At 68.7% G+C, this 22,298-nt stretch carries 18 protein-coding genes and 1 pseudogene; 5 read left to right on the top strand and 14 right to left on the bottom strand.

All coding sequences use genetic code 11. From position 1 onward, the window contains the following. Positions 1 to 167, top strand: a pseudogene (locus tag G3N62_RS16490) (CPBP family glutamic-type intramembrane protease); the annotation flags it as partial. 35 nt (positions 168 to 202) lie between these two features. Here G3N62_RS16490 and G3N62_RS16485 read toward each other — a convergent pair. From G3N62_RS16485 to G3N62_RS16465, 5 genes are all read right to left on the bottom strand, one after another. Then, the gene (locus G3N62_RS16485; RefSeq protein ID WP_059556625.1) at positions 203 to 1,183 is read right to left on the bottom strand and encodes an aldo/keto reductase; all 981 of its coding nucleotides are present in this window, start codon (positions 1,181 to 1,183) and stop codon (positions 203 to 205) included. A gap of 145 nt (positions 1,184 to 1,328) precedes the next feature. Continuing rightward, on the bottom strand, positions 1,329 to 2,009 hold the full coding sequence (locus G3N62_RS16480; protein ID WP_034191227.1) for a MarC family protein: 681 nt from the start codon (positions 2,007 to 2,009) through the stop codon (positions 1,329 to 1,331). A gap of 127 nt (positions 2,010 to 2,136) precedes the next feature. Beyond that, a complete protein-coding gene (locus tag G3N62_RS16475) occupies positions 2,137 to 2,937 on the bottom strand; it encodes an enoyl-CoA hydratase-related protein (RefSeq protein WP_049036087.1) in 801 nt (266 codons plus the stop codon). Between the two features lie 38 nt (positions 2,938 to 2,975). Beyond that, positions 2,976 to 4,298, bottom strand: a complete 1,323-nt coding sequence (gene paaK, locus G3N62_RS16470) for a phenylacetate--CoA ligase PaaK (protein ID WP_124669916.1) — start codon at positions 4,296 to 4,298, stop codon at positions 2,976 to 2,978. Positions 4,299 to 4,353: 55 nt separating this feature from the next. Beyond that, positions 4,354 to 5,910 (bottom strand): 3-hydroxyacyl-CoA dehydrogenase, encoded by a 1,557-nt coding sequence (locus G3N62_RS16465; protein ID WP_034187869.1) that lies wholly within the window; start codon positions 5,908 to 5,910, stop codon positions 4,354 to 4,356. 549 nt (positions 5,911 to 6,459) lie between these two features. Between G3N62_RS16465 and G3N62_RS16460 the strand changes: the two genes are divergently transcribed. After that, the gene (locus G3N62_RS16460) at positions 6,460 to 7,548 is read left to right on the top strand and encodes an ionic transporter y4hA (protein ID WP_034187870.1); all 1,089 of its coding nucleotides are present in this window, start codon (positions 6,460 to 6,462) and stop codon (positions 7,546 to 7,548) included. Between the two features lie 90 nt (positions 7,549 to 7,638). Here G3N62_RS16460 and G3N62_RS16455 read toward each other — a convergent pair whose 3' ends face one another. The 8 genes from G3N62_RS16455 to G3N62_RS16420 form a co-directional block, all read right to left on the bottom strand. Continuing rightward, positions 7,639 to 8,772, bottom strand: coding sequence for a transporter substrate-binding domain-containing protein (locus tag G3N62_RS16455; RefSeq protein ID WP_124669915.1), 1,134 nt, complete (start codon positions 8,770 to 8,772; stop codon positions 7,639 to 7,641). Between the two features lie 20 nt (positions 8,773 to 8,792). Further along, positions 8,793 to 9,563: a hypothetical protein gene (locus G3N62_RS16450; RefSeq protein ID WP_034187872.1), complete on the bottom strand. Its 771-nt coding sequence runs from the start codon at positions 9,561 to 9,563 to the stop codon at positions 8,793 to 8,795. Positions 9,564 to 10,200: 637 nt separating this feature from the next. After that, positions 10,201 to 11,055, bottom strand: a complete 855-nt coding sequence (locus G3N62_RS16445) for an amidohydrolase family protein (protein WP_124669914.1) — start codon at positions 11,053 to 11,055, stop codon at positions 10,201 to 10,203. Then, positions 11,052 to 12,074, bottom strand: a complete 1,023-nt coding sequence (locus tag G3N62_RS16440) for an NAD(P)-dependent oxidoreductase (RefSeq protein ID WP_124608823.1) — start codon at positions 12,072 to 12,074, stop codon at positions 11,052 to 11,054. The genes G3N62_RS16445 and G3N62_RS16440 overlap by 4 nt, the downstream gene beginning before the upstream one ends. Beyond that, positions 12,071 to 13,153 (bottom strand): LacI family DNA-binding transcriptional regulator, encoded by a 1,083-nt coding sequence (locus G3N62_RS16435; RefSeq protein WP_034187876.1) that lies wholly within the window; start codon positions 13,151 to 13,153, stop codon positions 12,071 to 12,073. The genes G3N62_RS16440 and G3N62_RS16435 overlap by 4 nt, the downstream gene beginning before the upstream one ends. An 8-nt stretch (positions 13,154 to 13,161) precedes the next feature. After that, positions 13,162 to 15,048 carry a TRAP transporter large permease subunit gene (locus G3N62_RS16430; RefSeq protein ID WP_124669913.1) on the bottom strand — a complete coding sequence of 629 codons (1,887 nt, stop codon included), beginning with the start codon at positions 15,046 to 15,048 and terminating at the stop codon, positions 13,162 to 13,164. Positions 15,049 to 15,051: 3 nt separating this feature from the next. Beyond that, a complete protein-coding gene (locus tag G3N62_RS16425) occupies positions 15,052 to 16,083 on the bottom strand; it encodes a TRAP transporter substrate-binding protein (protein ID WP_034187878.1) in 1,032 nt (343 codons plus the stop codon). A 276-nt stretch (positions 16,084 to 16,359) separates the two neighbouring features. Continuing rightward, entirely contained in the window at positions 16,360 to 17,268 is a 909-nt protein-coding gene (locus G3N62_RS16420; protein WP_034187879.1) for a LysR substrate-binding domain-containing protein, read from the bottom strand. A gap of 113 nt (positions 17,269 to 17,381) precedes the next feature. Between G3N62_RS16420 and G3N62_RS16415 the strand changes: the two genes are divergently transcribed. Both G3N62_RS16415 and G3N62_RS16410 read left to right on the top strand, forming a co-directional pair. Continuing rightward, complete coding sequence (locus tag G3N62_RS16415) at positions 17,382 to 18,320, top strand: 2-hydroxyacid dehydrogenase (RefSeq protein ID WP_124608820.1); 939 nt, start codon at positions 17,382 to 17,384, stop codon at positions 18,318 to 18,320. A gap of 76 nt (positions 18,321 to 18,396) precedes the next feature. Beyond that, positions 18,397 to 19,761, top strand: coding sequence for an MFS transporter (locus G3N62_RS16410; protein ID WP_124669912.1), 1,365 nt, complete (start codon positions 18,397 to 18,399; stop codon positions 19,759 to 19,761). 27 nt (positions 19,762 to 19,788) lie between these two features. On the opposite strand, the gene G3N62_RS16405 is transcribed toward G3N62_RS16410, so the two are convergent. Next, entirely contained in the window at positions 19,789 to 20,757 is a 969-nt protein-coding gene (locus tag G3N62_RS16405) for a LysR family transcriptional regulator (protein ID WP_034187882.1), read from the bottom strand. 364 nt (positions 20,758 to 21,121) lie between these two features. On the opposite strand from G3N62_RS16405, the gene G3N62_RS16400 reads away from it, so the two are divergent. Beyond that, positions 21,122 to 22,297: an HPP family protein gene (locus G3N62_RS16400; protein ID WP_124669911.1), complete on the top strand. Its 1,176-nt coding sequence runs from the start codon at positions 21,122 to 21,124 to the stop codon at positions 22,295 to 22,297. Position 22,298 lies beyond the last annotated feature (1 nt).

Raw genomic sequence — 22,298 nt, 5'->3', positions numbered from 1 at the left:
ACGCGGCCGGCGGCTGGCAATGGATCGTGCTCGGCACACTGGCCGGCGCCGGCTACGGCCTCGCGTGGCGGCGCGGCGGCCTGCTCGCAGCCGCCATCGCGCATGCGGGGCTGAACGTCGTCCACTTCGGCCTGTTCACCTACCCGATGCTCGCCGCCGCGCGCTGAACGCGGTGCGCGGCGGCGCCAGCGGGGCCGCTCGATCAGTTGAACCCGGCGACCGCGTGCGGCACGTACGGGCGCTCGAGCGTGGCGATTTCGTCGTCGGTCAGCTTCAACTCGAGCGCGCCGAGTGCGTCGTCCAGCTGCTGCGGCTTCGAGATGCCGACGATCGGCGCGGTCACGCCGCGCTTCTGGGCCACCCACGCCAGGGCGACCTGCGCCCGCGGCACGTTGCGCGCGGCGGCGATCGCCGCAACGGCGTCGACGATCGCCTTGTCCGCCTCGATCGTCGCGTCGTACAGCCGCTGGCCGACGTCGTCCTTCCGCTGCCGTTCCGACGATTCGTCCCAGCTGCGCGTCAGCCGGCCGCGTGCGAGCGGGCTCCACGGAATCACCGCGATGCCTTCGTCCTCGCACAGCGGCAGCATTTCGCGCTCCTCTTCCCGATACAGCAGGTTCAGGTGGTTCTGCATGCTGACGAAGCGGGTCCAGCCGTTCTGTTTCGACATGTGCAGCGCCTTCGCGAACTGCCACGCGAACATCGACGACGCGCCGATATAGCGTGCCTTGCCGGCCTTCACGACGTCGTGCAGCGCCTCGAGCGTCTCCTCGATCGGCGTGCCGTAGTCCCAGCGGTGGATCTGGTAAAGATCGACGTAGTCGGTGCCGAGCCGCTTCAGGCTCTGGTCGATGTCCGTCATGATCGCCTTGCGCGACAGGCCGGCGCCGTTCGGCCCCGGGCGCATCCGGTAGAACACCTTGGTCGCGATCACGACGTCGTCGCGCTTCGTGAAATCGCGCAGCGCACGGCCGACGATCTCCTCCGACGTGCCGTCCGAGTACATGTTCGCGGTGTCGAAGAAGTTGATGCCGGCTTCGACCGCCCGCTGAATGATCGGGCGGCTTTCCGCTTCCGGCAGCGTCCATGGGTGCGTGCCGCGCAGCGGCTCGCCGAACGTCATGCAGCCCAGCACCAGCTTCGACACGTCCAGCCCGGTCGACCCGAATTTCACGTATTCCATTGCACGCCTCGCCACTCAAATTGGGATTGCGGCGACATGCGCGTCGCGCATCCGCCGGACGTCGCATGGTATCCCGCGCCGCGCGAACGCGTACGGCACGCGCACGCGTGCAGGCTGCGTGAAAGGATGAACCGGGACGATCCGGTTACTTGGCCTGGTCGGCGATCGGCTGCAGGAACGCGGAGAAACCGGTCAGCATGATCTGTACGCCGATGCACAGCAGCAGGAACGCCGACACGCGCTTCGCGACCTTGGTCCCTTCGCTGCCGAGGTAGCGCGCGAGCAGCGCGGAGCGGCTATAGACCTGCCAGATCACGACCGCGACGAGCACGGAGACGGCGATCGACACGATGCTCGACAGCATGAACTCCGACAGCTTGTGCGTGCGGTTCGCGTTCAGCGCGATCGCGGTGGCGATCGAGCCGGGGCCGACCGTCAGCGGCACGGTCAGCGGGAAGAACGCGCGCGTCATGATCGCGTTCGCGTCGATCGGCTTGACCGGCGTGTCGCCGCCGCCCGGGCCGCCAGGCCCGTCGGGCTCGTTCAGCATCTGCCAGCCGGCCACCGCAACCGCGAAGCCGCCGCCGATCCGCAGCGCTTCCATCGAGATGCCGAAGAAATGCAGCACCGGCGTGCCGGCAAAGAACGCGACCAGCAGCACGACGAACGAGTTGAACGCGACCTTTCTCGCGAGCAGGTCGCGCTCGTGCTCGGTGAGCGCCTCGGTCCGTTCGAGAAACAGGAACGCGATGCCGATCGGATTGATGATGCCGATCAGGCCGGTGAAGCCGAACAGGATCTCGGAGATAAGGCGGTTGACGATCATCGTGCGAAGCATCGGTCGGGGCTGGGCCGGCAGCGCGCCGGGGGTCACGCATTGTAGAGCAAGCGCCCGCGCCCGAGACGCAATTCGCGGACCGGCCCGTTTCGCCGCCGATCGGGGTCGCGCCGCCTTACTCGGCGCCCGCCTCCCAGGCCGGCGGCCGCTTCGCGAAGAACGCGGCGAAGCCCTCCTTCGCTTCCGGCGTCGCCCGCACGCGGGAAATCGTCTGCGCGGTGAATGCCGCACGCTCGTCCGACGGCGGATACTCGCCGATCGCGTCGAAGAAGCGCTTGATCTCCATCAGCGCGTGCGGGCCGTTGCGGCCCAGTTCGGCGAGCGTGCGGTCGAGCGTTTCGTCGAGCGCATCGAGCGGCACGGCCTGGTGGATCAGGCCGATCGCGACGGCTTCGGCGGCGGCGAGCTGCGTCGCGGTCAACGCGAGCCGGCGCGCCTGGCGCTGGCCGACCGCCTCGACCAGATACGGGCCGATCACGGCCGGCAGGATCCCGAAGCGCGCCTCGCTGACCGAAAAGCGCGCGTGGTCGCTCGCAATCACGATATCGCAGGCGGCGCACAGGCCGACGCCGCCGCCGAACGCGTGGCCCTGCACGCGTGCGAGCGTCGGTTTCGGGCACTGCCGGATCGCGCGCATCATCGCGGCGAACCGCTCGGCGTCGCGCAAGTTCGCGGCCGCGTCGTTCGCGCTCGCCCGCTGCATCCACTGCAGGTCGGCGCCCGCGCAAAATGCGCGGCCGTCCGAACGCAGCACGATCGCGCGTACGTCGTCGCGCCGGCCGAGCGCCGTGAACGCATCGGTCAGCTCGGCGATCATCGTCTCGTCGAACGCGTTGAGCACGTCGCCGCGCTGCAGCGCGACGGTCGCGATGCCGCGCGCATCGACCGTGACGGCCAGGGTCTTCAATCCATCCATCGAACAGGTTTCCTCGGGGTGAACGGCAAATATCGGCATCAGGCGGCCTGGCGACGATCGATCACGCGACGCGCCTTGCCGGTCGCGGTGGCGGGAATGCCGCCGGCCGCCAGCACCGTCACGCCGGACGACACGCCGACCATCGTCTTGATCCGGTGCTGCAGCTCGCGCGCAAGCGCCGCGCGATCGCCGTCGGTGACGGACGCCGCCACCTCGGAGCGCAGCTCGACCGCGAGGTCGAGCCGGTCCATGTGACCGTCGCGCGACAGCGTGATCTGGAACTGGCCCGACAGCTGCGGCAGCGCGACGACGATCTCCTCGATCTGGCTCGGGAACACGTTCACGCCGCGCACGATCAGCATGTCGTCGGAGCGGCCCGTGATCTTCGCGAGACGGCGCATCGCGCGCGCGGTCGGCGGCAGCAGCGCGGTGAGGTCGCGCGTGCGGTAGCGGATCACCGGCATCGCCTCCTTCGTCAGCGACGTGAAGACGAGCTCGCCCTCGCTGCCGTCGGGCAGCACTTCGCCCGTGACGGGATCGATGATCTCCGGATAGAAATGGTCTTCCCAGATCACCGGGCCGTCCTTCGTCTCGACGCATTCGCATGCGACACCCGGGCCCATCACTTCCGACAGCCCGTAGATATCGAGCGCGTCGATGCCCACGCGCGTTTCGACCTCCTCGCGCAGCGCCTGCGTCCACGGCTCGGCGCCGAAGATGCCGATCTTCAGCGACGATTCGGCCGGGTCCATCCCCTGCCGCACCATCTCGTCGATCAGGTTCAGCATGTACGACGGCGTGACGAGGATGATCCTCGGCTCGAAATCGCGGATCAGCTGCACCTGCTTCTCGGTCTGTCCGCCCGACATCGGCACGACCATGCAGCCGAGCCGCTCGGCACCGTAGTGAATCCCGAGACCGCCCGTGAACAGGCCATAGCCGAACGCGTTGTGCAGCGTGTCGCCCGGGCGGCCGCCGGCCGCGCGGATCGAGCGCGCGGTCACGTTCGCCCAGGTGTCGATGTCGCGCGCGGTGTAGCCGACCACCGTCGGCTTGCCGGTCGTGCCGCTCGATGCGTGGACGCGCACGACCTGCTCGCGCGGCACCGCGAAGAGCCCGAACGGATAGTTGTCGCGCAGGTCGTTCTTGGTCGAGAACGGGAATTTCGCGAGATCGGCGAGCGACTTCAGGTCGTCCGGATGCACGCCGGCCGCGTCGAACGTGCGGCGGTAGTGCGGGACGTTGTCGTACGCGTGGCGCAGCGACCACTTGAGGCGCTCGAGCTGCAGCGCCTGCAGTTCGTCGCGGCTGGCGGTCTCGATCGGTTCGAGGGCGGCGGCGGGATGCGTCGGGTGAGTCATCGGGGTGCTCCTCCAATGGAGTGATGTCGTTATCGTGTTCGAAATGGCAAGACGATCACGACCGGAACGTCCGGCCGGCCGCGTGCAGCGCGGCGATGCGCGGCGACACGCGATAACGGTCCTCGCCGTAGCTCGCCGCCAGGTTCGACAGCACGCGAAACACGCGGCCGATGCCGATCGCATCGGCCCACGCGAGCGGGCCGCACGGGTAGTTCACGCCCTTTTCCATCGCGAGATCGAGATCGGCGGGCGAGCACACGCCCTGGTTCACCGTGTCGGCCGCCTCGTTCGCGAGCATCGCGACGGTACGCATCGCGATCATCCCCGGCACGTCGGCGACGCCGACGACGCGAAAGCCCGCCTGCTGGAACAGGCCTACCGCATCCGCATAGGCCGCGTCGCCGCACTGGAGCGCGCGCGTCAGCGCGACGAGCCCGGCCTGCGCGTAATCGCGCGCGAGGTCGACGAGCACGAGATCGGCCACGCCCGTCTGCGCGGCGCGCGCGGTGGCGGTGCGGCCGTCGGTCAGCGCGATCGACGCGCGGCCGGCCGTCGCGAGCAGGTCGTCCTGCTGCATGCCCGCCTGCCGGGCACCCGGGATGCGTTCGGCGAAGCGCGCATGCAACACGGCGGCCGGGCCGTCCTGCGCGAACAGCACGACGTCGGCCGGCGCGGCGCGCGGCGGTTCGAGATCGGGCGCGGGCGGCGTCGCGCCATCTGCATACGAATAGAAGCCGCGCCCCGACTTGCGCCCGAGGAAGCCCGCGTTCACGAGTTCCTGCTGGATCAGCGACGGCGTGTAGCGCGGATCGTTGAAGTACGCGCGGAACACCGATTCGGTGACCGCGAAGTTCACGTCGTGGCCGATCAGGTCCATCAGCTCGAACGGCCCCATCCGGAAACCGCCGGCCTCGCGCATCACCGCGTCGATCGAGGCCGGTGCGCCGCCCTGCTCGTTCAGCACGCGCAGCGCCTCCGCGTAATACGGCCGCGCGACGCGGTTCACGATGAAACCGGGCGTCGATTTCGCCATCACGGGCCGCTTGCCCCAAGCGGCGGCAGTCGCGTAGAGCACTTGCGCCACATCGGCAGCGGTCGCCAGCCCGCTGACCACTTCGACGAGCGCCATCAGCGGCGCCGGATTGAAGAAATGCAGGCCGGCGACGCGCCGCGGCACGCGCAGCCCGGCCGCGATCGACGTGATCGAAATGGACGACGTGTTGGTCGCCAGCATGCAGGCGTCGTCGACATGGCGTTCGAGCGTTGCGAAGATCTCGCGCTTCACGTCGAGCCGCTCGGCCGCCGCCTCGACCACCAACGCGGCGCCCGCGAAGTCGGCCAGCGCGCGCACCGGACGGATCCGGTTGCCCGCCGCATCGGCGTCCGCCGGTTCGAGCCGGCCTTTCTCCGCGAGTCGCGCGAACTGTGCGCGGATGCCCGCGAGCGCCTTGTCGCAGGCCGCTTCGCTCAGGTCGTACAGCAGCACCGTGTGGCCGGCCGCGGCCGCGACCTGCGCGATGCCCGCCCCCATCGCGCCGGCGCCGATCACGCCGACGACGGCCGACGGCGCCAGCGCGCCCGAGTTCACCGATTGTGCAGAGGAAACAGCCATCGCTTGCGATCCGTCATGAAGTGGAGGTGCGAGCGATTATAAACCGACCGGTCGGTATATTTATGTCAGGGCGTGCCCGAATGTGTCGTGCAAGAGACCGTTACGGAGACTGCAAAGATAAAAAATCGAAAGATCGGGGCACTTTTTGTGAACCGAAAGGTCAACGTAAGGGTTCGAATATGAGATAGTGACCCCGGAACGCCTGATAAAATTCGACAAACCGCCGGATTTCAGGGGGAAACCGCGTGTCACGCCGCCACCGCCGTCCATCGCCGGCCACCCTTGCGGGGTCGGAGCCGGGCCTACGGCCCGCGCGTCGTCCCGTGGACTCGCCTCGCCGTCCGCGGCCGGCCGCCTTGAACCGTTTCATCCAGCGACGGGCTTCGGCCCGCCCGCGCCCCTCGCCGCCTCACCGCGGCGAACCCAGGGCAGCGCATTGCGCACTGCCCCCCTTCGGTTTCATCGTCCTCGTTCGGCGGATAGTACGGCCGGGCTTCGTCAACCCGTGACGGCGCGTCGCGCGCCGCCACTCGCACCAGGAAACCCTCCATGCCGCTCTCGTCCAACCAGCTCCCGCGCTGGACCCTCTTGGCCCCGCTTGCCGCCTGGCTGGTACTCGCGCTGTCGCGCGTCGTGCCGGCCGAAGGCCTCGTCATCGCGGTGCTCGCCGCCGCGCTCGCCGGCGCCGTGTTCGCCGCCGTCCATCATGCGGAAGTCGTCGCGCATCGCGTCGGCGAGCCGTTCGGCACGCTCGTGCTCGCGGTCGCCGTGACCGTCATCGAGGTCGCGCTGATCGTGTCGGTGATGCTCGGCGCGGGCCCCGAGAAATCGGGCCTCGCACGCGATACCGTGTTCGCCGCCGTGATGATCATCTGCAACGGCATCGTCGGCATCTGCCTGCTGGTCGGCGCATGGAAGCACGGCGAGCAGGACTTCCAGGGGCGCGGCGCGAGCAAGGCGCTCGCGGTACTCGCGTCGCTGTCGGTGCTGTCGCTCGTGATGCCGAACTACCTGAACGCCGCGCCGGGCCCGTTCTTCTCGAAATCGCAGCTCGCGTTCGCCGGCGTCGCGTCGCTCGTGCTGTACGGCGCGTTCGTGTTCGTGCAGACCGTACGCCACCGCGACTACTTCCTCGCCGCGCACGACAGCGCGAACGAGGCGGTGCACGCGGCAGCGCCGAGCAACCGCACCGCGGTGACCAGCATGATCCTGCTGTTCGCGAGCCTCGTCGCGGTCGTGCTGCTCGCGAAGCTGCTGTCGCCGGCCGTCGAGCATGCGGTCATGAAGCTCGGTGCGCCCGAGGCCGCGGTCGGCATCGTGATCGCCGCGCTCGTGCTGCTGCCGGAAGGGCTCGCCGCCGTCACCGCCGCGCGCGCGAACCGCCTGCAAACCAGCATGAACCTCGCGCTCGGTTCGGCGCTCGCGAGCATCGGGCTCACGATCCCGACCGTCGCGGCCGTGTTCATCTGGGTCGGCCAGCCGCTCACGCTCGGCATCGGGCCGATGGAAACCGTGCTGCTCGCGCTCACCTTGCTGGTCAGCACGCTCACGCTCAGCCAGGGGCGCACGACGGTGCTGCACGGCGTCGTTCACCTCGCGCTGTTCGCCGCGTACCTGTTCCTGTCGATCACCCATTGACGCCCGAAAACGCGCGGCCCGGCGGATCACCTCCGCCGGGCCGCGCTCGTTTACGTCCCTTCACCCGCCCGCGTTCACGTCACGCCATCGTTACCGGACCGGAATCACGAGATGCTGGCCCGCCAGGATCAGGTTCGGATTGGCAAGGTTGTTGCGGCGCTGGATCTCGCGATAGCGCTGGCCGCTGCCGAGCTTGCTCGCCGCGATCATGTTTAGCGTGTCGCCCGCCTTCACCACGTACGTATGTTCGCCCGATGCGGCCGCGGTCGTCACCGTCTGGTCGCTGACGAAGTATTTGCGCAACAGGTCGAGATACTGCGGCGACTGCTTGAGCTTCGCGATCGCGGCGTTCAGGTAGATCAGCAGATCCTGGTCGTCGGCGCGCACGCCAATCTTGTACGCGATGCTCGAGCCGTCGAGCTTGGTCACCGCGAATTTCAGGTCGGTATTCCTGATCGAGCTGACCGCGAACGGATAGTCGTAGATGAACGCGTCGACCGTGCGGCCGTCGATGCTCTTCGCGATGAACGCCGGATCGGAATCGTCGACCTCGACGAAGTGCACGTTCGGATACTGGCGCGTGACGAACGCGCGCACGTCGGGGTCGCCCTTCAGGATGCCGACCGTCTTGCCGACGAGATCGTCGGTCGAGCGGATCGCCGAGCCTTGCCGCACGATCAGCGAATAGCCGAAATCGTCGACGTACGGCACTGAATAAACGACGCCGGCCGGCGAGTTGTCCGGGAACGTCAGCCCGTCCATCGCGACGTCGACCACGTGGTTCCCCTTCGCGTCGGTATCGAGCAGCTGTTTCGGCACGCCCGGATACGTGTCGACCTCGTGGCGCGTATCGACGACGACCGGCTTGCCGCCGCGCGAGAACGACGGATCCGCGAACAGCAGCCGCGCGAATTCGACGTTGAAGCCGTGCGGTGCTCCCTTGTCCTCGCCGAAGAACGGCTCGCTCGGGTTCTGCACCGAGATTCGCACGATGCCGTTCTCGGCAATCGATTTCAACGTGCTGGCCTGCGGCGTGAAGCCGGCCGGCAGCACGTTCGCCGACGGCGGTGTCTGCGCGGACTGCCCGGTGTCGACATTTTGCGCGGATGTCGAGGACGGTGCCGCGTCATGCGCGGGAATCAGCGTCGACAGGCCGCCCTGATGCACGATCCATACGCCGACGAGCACGACCAGAAACGCGATTGCGCCAAGAAGTTTTTTCATGGTTGAGGGCCTGCGGGAAGTTATTGTTGTTTGGACGGCAACTGCGCGGGGTTCGCCGCATCGAGTCCGGGCGCGCGGCCGCCGTTCAGCACCGCCTGCTGCTGCGCCTGCTTGACCTCGGGGTTATCCATCAGCGACGTCTCCATCTCGGAGAACGCCTTGTTGACCGAGCGCATCACCGAATCGACGGCCACGTCGGTCTTGATCTGCTCGAACGTATCGGACGCCTGCCGGCCCGCGAGCTTGTTCATCTTCTGCGCCGCCTGCGACATGTCCCACATCGCCTTCGCGCGGTCGATCGCCGCCGCGAAATTCTTCAGTTCGACCTGCACCTGCTTGTAGCGGCCCTCGCGAAACGCGAGCAGCTGCTTCATCGTGTCGAGCTGCGCGCGAAAGCGTGGCGCGTCGTCCGGGTACTGCTTCTCGAACAGTTCCGTCTTGCCCTCGAAGTTCTTCACCTCGGTACGAAACGCGGTGATGCTGTCCGCGAACTTCTGCGCGTCCTGGCGCTTTTCCGCGAGCTGGTTGATCAGCGTCTCGATCGGATTCGACTGCGCCTCCTCGACGATCATCTTCACCTTCTGGTTCGCGAGCTTCATCGCGACGACCGGCGCCAGATAAATCGCGCCGAGACCGATCACGCCCGCCGTGACCAGCGCGATCACCCCCTTCAGGATGAACAGCGCGGCCGGTGCCGCGATCGCGACGCCGGCGACGATGATCGCCCACTTGATCAGCTTGACCTTGCCACTCCCCGAACTGCCGTTTGCTTCATTCGAAAGCTGCGACATGAGTTTTTCTCCTGGAACCTCGAACCGAACTGCGTACGTGTGCTTTTTCAAGCTCAATCGAAATGCTTCGGACTCCGGTGCCGCCCGGCAGACAGGCAAGCCGGCGGCGCAATGCAAGGATGGGCGCGTGCGGACGTCACGAGACGCCGGTGTAGGCGCCGTTCGGAATGCGGTGATCGGGGGCGGCGTGCGACGGAGCGATGCGGCAGGCCGAACCGGCGCCGTTCATCGTCGCGGCCCGTGCGCGGACGGGAAAGTGTACCGACGTGCGGTACGAAACGGGATGACGGATACGTGACGCGGCGGGCGTCGGGTGAAGCGTCGTCGCGGCGCGCGAACGGATGCGGCGCCGGTATTCCGGTACGAGGGCGTAAAGGCTCATCGTTGTTCTTTTGCGTGTCGCGGGTGCAGGAACCGCGCGGCCGGCGCGTCCCGCTCCAAATGCACGAACGTATCCTGCGCCGACCGGCATTCAGCGTCAAGCGGTCGGCATGGCCCGTGGCTTTCCCGATCGAAAGCGTGCACCGCACGTCAACTTTCAACGCCGTAAGCATGTTGCCGGCACGGCAAGCGCCCGTGCCCAGTCAGGATTGCTTGGCATCGTCCCGCAGCCTGCGGCCGGCCGGTCGACCGGCAGCTACGTCGCGGCGTCGGGCGAGGTGCGCGCATCGAACCCGTAGAGCGCCGCCGGATTGTCGACGAGAATCGTACGGGCCGCCGCGTCGTCCGCGGCACAGGCGTACAGCCAGCCCAGCAGGTTTGCATCGTCGGGCACTGGCGACGCATTCGGGTGCGGCCAGTTGCTGCCCCACACGCAACGCGCCGCGTGCTCGCGCGCGAGCACCGCGGCGAGGCGCGTGACGTCGCCGTAACCGGGCGCACCGGACTGCGACGTTTCGTAAGGCGCGGACAGCTTCACCCACACGTGGCCGCGATCGAGCAGGCGCCGCAACGCGACGAACGCCGGCGCCTCCGTTTCAACCGGCGTCAGGAACTTGCCCGTGTGATCGATCACGACACGCGCCGGTAACGACGCCAGCATCGACCCGACGTCCGGCAGCGTCCGGCCGTCGAGCTGCACGTCGACGTGCCAGCCGAGCGGCGCGATCCGCGCGGCCAGGCGTTCCAGTTCGTCCCAGCGCGCGACGCCACCTGCGAGCGTCATGAAGCGCACGCCGCGGATACCGGCCGCGTGCAGCCGCTCGAGCTCGGCGTCCGGCACGTCGACCGGCACCGTCGCGACGCCGCGCGCCTGCGGGCCGAACGCGGCCAATGCGTCAAGCGTGCAGCGGTTGTCGAAGCCATAGCCGGTCGGCTGCACGACGACCACACGCGTGAGACCGAGCGCCTGTTGCATGCGCCGATACGCGTCCACCGGCGCATGTGGGGGACGGAAGGTCGCCGTCGGCGCGAGCGGATACGCATCGTCGTAGATATGGATATGGCAATCGCACGGGTTCGGCGGCCGACTGCCCGTCGTGTCGTGCGTCATCGCATGCCCCGTGCGGCAGACGCGACGGCCGAACGCCAGCGCTCCAGCCGCGTCGCCTGCGCCGCGTTGACGGCGCCGGTCGGCACGCGCCCATCGAGCAGCGCGGCGAGCTGGTCGACCGTCTCCAGCGCCTGATGCTCGATCGCCGGCAGCGTCAGCCCGCCGATGTGCGGGGTCGCGATGACGCGCGGATGCGCGGCCAGCGCGGGCGTCGGCATCTGGTCCGCCGCGCGGCCGACGTCGAGCGCGCAGCCGGCCAGCCGGCCGCCGTCGAGCGCGTCGGCCAGCGCCTGCTCGTCGACGAGTTCGCCGCGGGACGCATTGATGAAGCACGCGCCCGGCTTCATCGCGGCGAATGCCGCCGCATCGATCAGGTTCGCGGTGGCCGGCGTGGCCGGGGCAAGGCAGACGACGTAATCCGCGTCGCGCAGCAACGTGGCGGAGTCGACCTGTTCGAGCGGCCGCGCATCGACCTGCACGTACGGATCGCTGACGAGCACGCGCATGCCGAGCGCCGTCGCGATCGGTGCGAGATGGCGCGCGATCTGCCCGTAGCCGATCAGGCCGAGCGTGCTGCCGCGCAATTCGCGCCCCATCCGGGGCGCGGGCGGCGCGCCACGATGGTACGCGTCCGCGTAGCCGCCGATCCCGCGCGCGAGGTCGATCATCGCGCCGACCACCCATTCGGCGACGGCCGGCCCGAAGCCGGGGCTCGCCTGCGTGACCAGCACGCCGAACGCGCTCGCCGCGGCGACGTCGACCGTGCGGATGTCGACCGCGCAACGCAGGAACGCGGCGAGTGCCGGCAGCCCCGCGAACAGCGCGCGCGGTGCCGGGGTCTGCCGGTACGCGACGATCGCGTCGCATCCCTGCGCGGCGGCAATCAGCTCGTCCGTGTCGAGTTCGCGATCGTGCGGGTTGCAGGCGACATCCGCGATCGCGCGCAGCGCGTCGAGCGCCCTGGCGCCGAAGTAGTGGTCGATCATCCCGACCGGATGCGTGACGTAGACGCGCGTCATGCGCGGCCTCCGCTCGTGCCGGCCGCATGCGGCGGCGGCGCCACCGACGCGCGCTCGACGAGCGTCACGTCCGCGAACACGCATTGCCCGGCGGCCGACGGCGCGTCGCCCTCCTGCCGCATCACGCGCCGCACCATCTCGCCGGCCATTTCGGTAACGGGCAATTGCACCGTGGTCAGCGCCGGCCACGAGATCGCCGACAGGAAATGACCGTCCATCCCGACGACGGATACATCGTCCGGCACCCGCAACCCGCCGTCGCGCAGCCCCGCCATCAGGCCAAGCGCGAACAGGTCGTTGACCGCGACGATGCCGGTCGGCCGGGCGGGATCGGCCGCGAGCTCGACGCCGAGCGCACGCCCGACATCGACGATCACCGAATCGCCGTATTCGTTGGCGGGGCCGCCGTCGAGCACGCGCGCCTGGGTGGCGCCGCCCGCCTCGCCTGCCACGGCGAGAAAGCCGCGGATCTTGTCGCTGCGGCTCACGGTGATGCCGGCCACCGTCGCGAACGCGAGCCGCGTATGGCCCGCCTCGACGAGGCGGCGCGTCGCGAGCCGCGCGGCCGCCTCGTTGTCGGCCGTCACATGGTCGACCTTCGATGGCTCGCCGGGCGTCGCGCGGCGGTCGTAGCTGACGACCGTCATCCCGCGTTCGGCCGCGCGCTCGAGGTGACTTTCGTCGGCGAGCGACGAGATCACGATCACGCGCCGCACGCCATGCGCGTAGAGATCGTCGAAGAACGACGCCTCCTTGCGCGCGTCGCGATACGTGTTGCCGATCAGCACGCGATGACCGTACTGTTCCTGCGCGCAGGCCTCGACCTCGCGCGCGATGTAGCCGTACATCGGGTTCGCCATCGACGGCACCAGCAGCCCGACGAGCGGCGTCTGCCCCGTCTTGAGCTGGCGCGCGAGCGTGCTCGGCCGGTACCGCAGCGCGTCCATCGCGGCCTTCACGCGTTCGAGCGTTTCCGGCTTCATCTGATCGGTACGGCCGTTGAGCACGTTCGAAACCGTGCTGACCGAAACGGCCGCATGACGGGCCACGTCCTGAATCGTACTCATGTCGTCTTGCATGGAACGGGCTACAGGCCGAAACGGGCCGGCAGCCACAACGAAAACGCCGGTGCGAAGATCAGCGCCACCAGGGCGACGAACAGCACCAGCAGGTATTTCACCATCGGCCGGGCCACGCGCCCGACCTCGGTGCCCGTGATCGCGCATGTCGTGAACAACCCGAGGCCGACCGGCGGCGCGAACAGCCCGAACCCCATCGCCACCACCACGACCGTACCGAAATGCAGCGGGTTGATGCCGAGCTGCAGCGCGATCGGCGCGAGCAGCGGCCCGAAGATGATCAGCGCGGGCGCGCCTTCGAGCACGGCGCCGAACACGATCATCAGCAGCGCCGACAACAGCAGGAACATCGTCGCGCCGTACTGATGCGCGAACGCCGTCATTGTGCCCGAGACGAGCGCCGGAATCTGCTCGATCGACAGCGCGAACGACACGCTCGACGCCGCCGCGACGATGAACAGGATGCCGCTTGCCATCGATGCGGCGCGCACGAACACGCGGCCGACCGAACGCCACGTCAGTTCGCGGAACGCGAGCCAGCCCACGACCAGCGCGTAGACCACCGCAAACGCGGACACCTCGGTCGACGTCGCGACACCCGACGTCACGCCCTTGCCGATCATCGCGACCATGACCAGCGCGACGAGCGCGCCGCCCGCGAGCGGCAGCCACGCGCGACGCTCGACGAACACCTCGGCCACGTCGATCTTGCGCCCGGTGATCACCGTCACGACCGCGAGCGACGCGGCCAGCACGGCCGCCGGCACGATCCCGGCGACGAACAGCCCGGCGATCGAGATGTTCGCGACGAAGCCCATGATGATCATGTTCACGCAGGGCGGAATCGTCTCGGCCATCACCGCGCTGCACGCGAGCAGCGCGGCGGTTTCGTTCGGGTCCTGCCGTGCGCGGCGCCCGGCGGGCATCACGACGCCGCCCACCGCCGCGATATCGGCCAGCTTCGAGCCCGACACGCCGGAAAAACACGCGGTCGCGAAGATCACGATCAGGCCGAGCCCGCCCCGCACGCGTCCGAACATCCGCAGCAGCAACTCGACGAGCCGCGCGGACATGCCGTTGGACTCCATCAGCAGCCCCGCCAGCACGAAGAACGGCACCGCCAGCAGCACGAAGTGATCGGCACCGGCCATCACCTGTTGCGAGTAGACGAGCAGCGGCAGCGTCGGATCCGCGAGGAAATACAGCAGCGCGGAAAACGCCAGTACGAACCCGATCGGCACGCCGAGCACCAGCCCGCCGACGAAGCCCGCGACGAGCAGCGTGCCCGGCGCGACCGCATGCGCGGGCCACAGTGCGTTCCAGCCGTACACGGCGACCGCGAGCGCCGCACAGCACGCGAACGTGCCGATCACCCGGCGGCGCGGCGCGTTCAGCGCATTGGCGAGCGCGAATACCGTCATGAACAGCGCGCCGAACATCATCGGATACCCGTTGATCCAGCCCGGCAAGCCGCCCGTCGTCATCTGGTCGTACGAATCCGCGAGCAACTGGCACGACGACACCAGCAGGTTCAGCGCGACGGCCGCCACGATCCAGTGACCGACCTGGATCAGCGCGCCCTGCCAGCGTGCCGGCAGTCGGCCGCGAAACACGTCGATGCCGACATGCTGGCTGCGCCCCAGCACCGTCGCCGCGCCGAAGAACACCAGCACGATCATCAGCGCACTGGCCACTTCCTCGGCCCAGTCGACCGGGTCGTGCAGGAAATAGCGGAACACGACCGACACGAACACGACGAGCACGTCGACGGCGAGCACCGCCGCCGACAGGATTTCAATCCAGCGCAGCGCCGCATCGAGCACGCGGGCGGCGCGATGCGCCGGTTGGCCTGCAGCGGGCGCCGACGCGGCACCCGAGACGGAATGCATGTCCATCGCTCAACCCCGCGCGGCGGCGATCGCCGGAAACAGCGGCGCGGTGGCCGGATACTGCTTCGCGAACGCGACATACAGGCGGTCGCGCATCGTCTGCCGCAGCACCGCGCGCTCGGCATCGGCCAGCGGATAAAACGACATGCCGCGCTGCTTCAGCGCCTGCTCCGCCTGCGCGGCCTTCTGCGCGGCAATCGCACGCTGCTGCACGGTCGCGTCGGCCACCGCGCGCTCGAACGCCGGCCGCAGATGAGCCGGAATCCGGTCGAGCGCACGCCGCCCCATCACGACGGTCATCGCCGCGAACACGTGGTGCGACTGCCAGCACGACTTCACGGTCTCGTCGAAGCGGCTCGCGAGCACCGTGGCGGGATCGTGTTCCAGACCGTCGACGACGCCCGTCTGCACGGCCATGTACAGCTCGCCGAACGGAATCGGCGTCGGCACCGCGCCCATCGCCTTGAAGGTGTCCATGAACGCGGGCGTCGGCAGCACGCGCAGCTTCGTCCCCTTCAGTCCCGCCAGCGCCGTCACCGGCTGCTTCGTGAACACGCAGCGGCCGCCGAAATGCGAGCCCCAGGTCAGCACCGAACATCCGGCGCGCTTTTGCAGCAGCGTGTTCAGGCTCGTGCCGACCGGCCCGTCGAGCGCCTTCGCGACATGCGCGTAGCTGTCGAACAGGTAGCCGAGATCGAGCATCCCGAGCTCCGGCGCGATCGTGGCCCAGATCGACGAGCCCGCGATCATCATGTCGATCGCGCCGATCTTGACCTGCTGCACGACGTCGTTTTCCTTGCCGAGCTGGCTGTTCGGAAAGTAGTCGACCCGGATCGCATCGCCCACGCTCGCCTTCAGGTTCGCGGCGAGACGCTCGTACCACACGTAGTGCGCGGCGTTCCGGTCGGCCGGCATCGACGACGAGCAGCGCAGCGCGACGACCGGCTGCTGCGCGCGCACGCTTTCCGGCAAGCCGCCCGCGGCCGCGAGCGTGGCCGCCGACACCGTCTGCAGGAAGCGCCGCCGGGTGTAGGTATTCATGAGCCGTCTCCTTTGCAGTGCGCCTCGCGACGTCACTGTATCGATTTAGTGTATCGATACAGTAATACGATGACCGATAAGGAAAAATGAGGGTTTCCCCTGCCTAAAATGAAAACCAAGGGGGCGTGCAGCGCGTTTTTTCGCGAAAACCGGACAAAAATTGGCCGCTTCCTGCACATTTTCGGCTGCAGCCGAAACAATTCGAACGGCGGATCGAATCGTCAGACGACAGACTTTTCGGCGCACGCCGGCGCCCGCTCGTGCGAGCAAACGCCGCTAGACGCCCACGTCGTCCGTGCTCTCGGTCAGAAACCGCTCGACCATCGCGTTGAACACCGGCAGCGCCGGATTATCGTTGTCCGCCCGCCACGCGAGATACAGCTCGGCCGCGACATTGACGCCCGCCAGCGGCCGGAACACCACGCCGTCGACGTGAAGCTCGCGCGCCGATGCCGGCACCAGCGCCGCGCCGAGCCCCGCGCGCACGAGGCCGAGGATCGTATGCGTCTGCCCGACGTAATGCAGGTAGTTCGGCAGCCGCCCGGCGCCCGCGAACATCCCCGAGATCATGTCGTGGAAGTACTTCCCCTCGTTCGGCGAGTACGCGATGAACGGCTGCCGGTCGAGCTCGTCGGGGCCGATCTGCTCGTAGCCGGCGAGCGGCGCGCCTTGCGCGACCGCGACGAGCATCGGCTCGCGCTGCACGAGCCGGTATTCCAGCGGCTGGCGCGCCGCGCGCTGGCGCACGAAACCCGCGTCGAGCATCCGCGACGCGAGCGCGTCGATCTGCACGGTCGACACCATTTCGCGCAATTCGACGTCGACGTCCGGCAGCGCATGCGCGGCATGCGCGAGCAGCACCGGAATCATCCGGTACGCACTGACGGCCGTGAAGCCGAGCGTGATGCGGCCGGCCCCGCCGTGCGCGACGCGCTGCGCGGCCTGCTCGGCCCGTGCCGAGAATTCGAGGATGTGCCGCGCATCGCGCAGGAAGCGCTCGCCGGCCGCGGTCAGGCTGACCTGCCGGCTGCTGCGTTCGAGCAGCGCGATGCCGAGCGCGTGCTCGAGCAGCTGGATCTGCCGGCTGAGCGGCGGCTGGGTCATGAAGAGCCGCTTGGCCGCGCGGCCGAAATGCAGTTCCTCGGCCACCGCGACGAAGCAGCGAAGCTGGTGTAGTTCAATCATCCAAATCTTGAATCAATCGATAGTCTTTTGATGTTAGACCGATATCGATGCGATTCCTATACTCGGTTCCACCTGATGCACGGCCCGCGCCGAACACGACGACCGAGACCTTCATGACCATCGACATCCTGCTGACCCAGCCGCTCCCCGACACCATCGACGCCGAACTGTCCGCCCGTTACGCGGTGCACCGGCCGTATGCGGCCGCGCAACCCGACGCGCTGCTCGATCGCGTGGCCTCGCGCATTCGGGGTGTCGTGACCGGCGGCGCGAACGGCCTGTCCGCCGCGCTGATGGACCGGCTGAGCGCGCTCGAGATCGTCGCGATCAACGGCATCGGCACCGATGCGGTCGATCTCGATCGCGCACGCGCACGCGGCATCCACGTGACGACGACACCCGACGTGCTGACCGACGACGTGGCCGACATGGCGCTGGGGCTGATCCTGATGACACTGCGCGACCTCGGCGCCGGCGAGCGGATCGTGCGCGCCGGCCGCTGGGGCAAGACGGCCCAGCCGCTCGCGACGCAGGTCACCGGCAAGCGGCTCGGCATCGTCGGGCTCGGCCGCGTGGGCCGCGCGATCGCGCAGCGCGCGCAGGCGTTCCGGATGCCCGTGAGCTACTTCGGCCCGCGCGAGCACCGCGACAGCGGCTATCGCTACGTGCCCGATCTCGCCGCGCTCGCGCGCGACAGCGACGTGCTCGTGATCGCGGCATCGGCCGATCACGGCAACGTGCTCGTGACGGCCGACGTGCTCGCCGCGCTCGGCCCGCAAGGATTCCTGATCAATGTCGCGCGCGGCAAGCTGGTCGACGAGGCCGCGCTCGTACGCGCGCTGGCCGACGGCACGATCGCCGGCGCCGGCCTCGACGTGTTCGCGAACGAGCCGCATGTCCCGGCCGCGCTGCTCGAACTCGACCGCGTCGTCGTGCAGCCGCACCGCGCGAGCGCCACGCACGAAACGCGCGAAGAGATGGGCCGGATCGTGCTCGCCAACCTCGCCGCGTGTTTCGCGGGCCAGCGCCCGCCGACCAGCGTCACCGGCTGACCGCGGCGCGGCCGTACGGCCGGCATCCTCGATACGACAACCGATGCCTCCGCCCGACGGAGGCCAGGAGACACGCATGCCCAATCGATCCAGCGGCGCCGCCCTCGCCGCCTCCCCCGCCGCGTCGCGCACGATCGGCCGCGTCCGCTACACGGTCCTCGCGCTGATTTTCGCGGTCACCGTCATCAACTACGCGGATCGCGCGACGATGTCGATCGCCGGCACCGGCGTCGCGCACGACCTCGGGCTGACGCCCGTGCAGCTCGGTATCGTCTTTTCCGCGTTCGCCTGGGCCTATGCGATCGGCCAGGTCCCGGGCGGCTGGCTGCTCGACCGCTTCGGCGCGCGGCGCGTGTACGGCCTGAGCCTGCTGCTGTGGTCGGTCTTCACGATGCTGCAGGGCACGGTCGGCTGGCTCGCCGTGCAGGGTGCGGGCGCGACGCTCGCGCTGTTCGTCATGCGCTTCATGCTCGGCCTCGTCGAATCGCCGGCCTTCCCCGCCAATTCGCGGATCGTCGCCTGCTGGTTCCCGACCGCCGAACGCGGCACCGCGTCGGCGCTGTTCAATTCCGCGCAGTACATGGCCGTCGTGCTGTTCACGCCCGCGATGGCCTGGCTCACGCACGCGCTCGGCTGGGAGCACGTGTTCCTGTGGATGGGGTTGCTCGGCATCGCGCTCGCGGTGCTGTGGTTCGCGTGGTATCGCGAACCTCACGGCCACCCGCGCGTGACCGATGCGGAGCGTGACTACCTGCGCGCACACGGCGCGCTCGTCGATCTCGAGGCGAATCGCGTGCGCCACCGGCCGCGCGTGTCGTGGCACGACGCATCGCAACTGTTCCGCCATCGGAACCTGTGGGCGATCTATATCGGCCAGTACTGCATCACGGCACTCACGTACTTCTTCATCACGTGGTTTCCGATCTACCTGATCAAGGGGCGCGGGATGACGATCATGGAAGCCGGCTGGGTCGCCGCGCTGCCGGCGATCTGCGGGTTCACGGGCGGCGTGCTCGGCGGCGTGCTGTCGGACTGGCTGATCCGGCGTGGACTGCATCCGTCGAAGGCACGCAAGACGCCGTTCGTCGCGGGGATGGCGATGGCGACGCTGCTCGTGCTCGCGAACGGCGCGTCGTCGAACGCGATCGTGATCGCGCTGATGACGATCGCGTTCTTCGGCAAGGGGCTGGCGGCGGTCGGCTGGGCCGTGCTCGCCGATACGGCGCCGGAAGGCATGGTCGGGCTGAGCGGCGGCGTGTTCAACGGCCTCGGCAACATCGCCGGGATCGTCACGCCGCTCGCGATCGGCTACTTCGTCGCCAGCACGGGTTCGTTTGCCGGCGCGCTGTGGTTCGTCGCCGCGCACGGGCTGATCGGCATCGCCGCATACACGTGGCTCGCGGGCCGCTTCGAGCGGATCCGCATCGCGCCGGCCGCGTGAACGCCGCCGCCGCGCGCAGGCGGGCCGTCACGCGCGCTTGCGGCCGCCCGGTGCCGGTTCGATCGTCAGCCGCTCGAGCTCGCGCAGGTCGTTCTCCAGCGCAGGCGTGAGCGTCGTGCGCAGGTGATCGAGGAAGGTGCGGATCTTCGCGTCAAGATAACGGCGCGTCGCATACACGGCGTACACGCTCACCGTCTGCAGCCGATACTCGGGCAGCACGCGGATCAGCCGCCCTTCGCGAATGTCGTCGAGCACCGTGTACAGCGCGACGCACGCGATCCCGCGCCCGGCGCGCACCGCGACGCACAGCGCGTCCGGCACGTTGACCTGGAACGGCGCCGGCTGCAGTTCGTAGACCGCCTCCTCGCCGTCGCTGCGCTCGAGCCGCCATTCGCCGGCCGGCGACGCCGGCGTGTCGAGGCGCAGGCACACGTGGTTCGGCAGTTCGTCGGGCGTCTGCGGCGTACCGTGCCGCGCCAGGTATTCGCGCGACGCGACGAGCACGCTGCAGCTCGTGCCGCAGGTCTGCGCGACATAACCTGAATCGGGCAGTTGCGACGCCGTCACGATCGACACGTCGTAACCCTCCTCGACGAGATTCGGCATCCGCTGCGCAAGCGTCAGCTCGACCGACACGTCGGGATTGTCCTCCTGGTACCGGACGATCGACGACACGACATGGCTCTGCCCGAGCCCCGTCATCGCATGGATGCGCATCTTGCCGCTCGGCCGCAGCAGCGCGTTGCGCGCCTCGGCGTTCGCGTAGTCGATTTCCGCGAGGATCGACTTCGCGCGCTCGAAATAGCGTTCGCCGCTTTCGGTCAGACCGAGGTGGCGCGTCGTGCGATGCAGCAGGCGCGTCTGTACGTGCGCTTCGAGGTTCGAGACCGCGCGCGACACCTGCGCGGTGGTCGCGTCGATTTCCTTCGCGACCGCAGTAAAACTGCCGGCTTCGACAACGCGCACGAACAGGCGCATGTTTTCGAGCATGTCCATTGGATTGGCTTGGGGAGAGTCAGTGGGGAGGCGTCGGCGGCGCTCGCGTCAGAGGGGAAACGGAACGCGGCCGCGAACCACGTCGAATCGATCAGCGAGCCGGGGAAAAGGCGGGAGAGCGGGCATCGCGTACGTGGTTCTGGCATGACGGGGGATTCAGTGGCCGGAATTGTACGCCGCCGCAGACAAATTTGCGCGATTGTCCGCCCCCGAAGCTTTCATCGGACGAAAGGTTTTCGCAAGACTCGGGCTCCCCCGTGCGCAACGGCTTGATGCCGCGCGGCAATTTATATCACAACACGATATAATTCCGCTCTCGTCACCGCGCGTGCACCGCGCCGTCACTTTTACCGCTCGCCCGTTCATGTCACCAGGCTCCCCTCCATCGCGCCGCACGTTGCGGCAATGGCTGCACAGCTTCCTTCCGCATCCGATATCGCTTGGCTGGCGCGAGCGCCTGCGTTCGTGCACGGGTGCGCTCGTGGGAATCGCGACGGTCGGCGCCACGATGCGGCTGCTACCCGGCGAGCCGGGCCTCGTGCCGCTGCTCGTCGCGCCGATGGGGGCATCGGCGGTGCTGCTGTTCGCGGTGCCGGCAAGCCCGCTCGCGCAGCCGTGGTCGATCATCGGCGGCAATCTCGTCGCGGCGACGGTCGGCGTTGCCTGCGCGCAATGGCTCGCCGATCCGGTCACGGCCGCCGCGGTCGCGACCGCGTGCGCGATCGGCGGCATGTTCGCGCTGCGCTGCGTGCACCCGCCGTCGGGCGCCGTCGCGCTCACAGCCGTGGTCGGCGGCCCGGCCATCCACTCGCTCGGCTTCCGTTTCGTGCTGGAGCCGATCGCGCTGCAATCGGCGATCCTGCTGTCGGCCGCGCTCGCGTATCACGCGCTGACCGGGCATCGCTACCCGCATGGCGGCGTACGTCCCGAAGCGAAACCGCGGGCGGGCGGCGCCGTGCCGGCGCACGGCGGCTTCATGCGCAGCGATCTCGACGCGGTGCTGAAGCGCCGCGGCGAATGGCTCGACGTCGATCCGGACGATCTCGAAACGCTGCTGCGCGAAACCGAGATGCAGGCCTATACGCGCACGTTCGGCCAGCTCACTTGCGCCGACCTCATGACGAAACACGCGATCGAGGTCGCACCGTCGACGTCGGTAACGGCCGCGCTGACACTGCTCGACCGTCACTGCGTGAAGGCACTGCCGGTGGTCGATGGCGAAGGCCGCCTGACCGGCATCGTCACGCGCGCCGACCTCACGCGCCAGCCGCGCCGCCCGGCCCCGCTGTGGCAACGCCTGTCCGCGCGGCTGCCGCAATCGCTCGGCGGCCGGCCTGCGAGCGTCGCCACCGTGATGACGCGCGACGTCGCGTGCGCGCCGGAAACGATGCCGATCACCGCGCTCGTGCCGCTGTTCACGCATTCGGGCCACCACCACATTCCGGTCGTCGATGCGTCGCGCCGGCTCGTCGGGATCATGACGCAGACGGATCTCGTGACGGGCCTTTATCGGCAGACCCAAATGCTCGAGGCCGCGTAAC

The organism is Burkholderia sp. Tr-20355 (assembly GCF_017104685.1).
In the GTDB taxonomy this organism is placed as follows: domain Bacteria; phylum Pseudomonadota; class Gammaproteobacteria; order Burkholderiales; family Burkholderiaceae; genus Burkholderia; species Burkholderia seminalis.
Note: the sequence above shows the minus strand (reverse complement) of the source record. Positions and strands in the feature narration are given on the sequence as shown.